At 55.4% G+C, this 710-nt stretch carries 1 protein-coding gene; it reads left to right on the forward strand.

Translation table 11 applies throughout. The features are described 5' to 3' along the window. On the forward strand, window positions 1-702 hold a 702-nt coding region (locus APH34_RS28430), incomplete at its 5' end, for an IS3 family transposase (protein ID WP_054903794.1). Between the last annotated feature and the right edge of the window lie 8 nt (window positions 703-710).

Consider the following 710-nt stretch of genomic DNA (forward strand, 5'->3'; position numbering starts at 1 on the left):
GGGCGAAGTGCGCCCGGCAGCCGTAGTATCAAGGCAATGCTGCAAGAAGAGGGTGAACAAATCGGGCGGTTCAAGGTACGCAGCCTGATGCGTGAGCTGGCGTTGATCAGCAAGCAGCCAGGATCACATGCGTACAAAAAGGCCACAGTGGAGCGGCCAGATATTCCGAATATCTTGAACCGAGCGTTTGATGTCGAAGCGCCAAATCAGGTTTGGTGTGGCGACATCACCTATGTCTGGGCACAGGGCAAATGGCACTATCTGGCAGTTGTCCTGGATCTCTATGCACGCAGAGTAGTGGGCTGGGCCTTATCAGAAAAGCCGAACGCAGACCTCGTGGTCAAAGCGCTGGACGTGGCTTACGAACAACGCGGAAAGCCTCAAGGACTACTGTTTCACTCCGACCAGGGATCGCAATATGGCAGTCGTCAGTTCCGCCAGAGACTGTGGCGCTACCGCATGCGCCAGAGCATGAGCCGCCGAGGCAACTGCTGGGATAATGCACCGATGGAGCGAGTATTTCGCAGCTTGAAATCAGAGTGGATACCGACCACGGGCTACCTGACCGGGCAGCAAGCTCAACGAGACATTAGCCAGTACCTAATGGGCCACTACAACTGGATCCGACCCCATCACTTCAACGATGGACTGGCTCCGGCGAAAGCTGAAGAAAAACTCAAAACCGTGTCCGGGATGAGTTGACCACTACA

This window comes from Pseudomonas sp. NBRC 111131, from assembly GCF_001320525.1.
GTDB classification, from domain to species: domain Bacteria; phylum Pseudomonadota; class Gammaproteobacteria; order Pseudomonadales; family Pseudomonadaceae; genus Aquipseudomonas; species Aquipseudomonas ceruminis.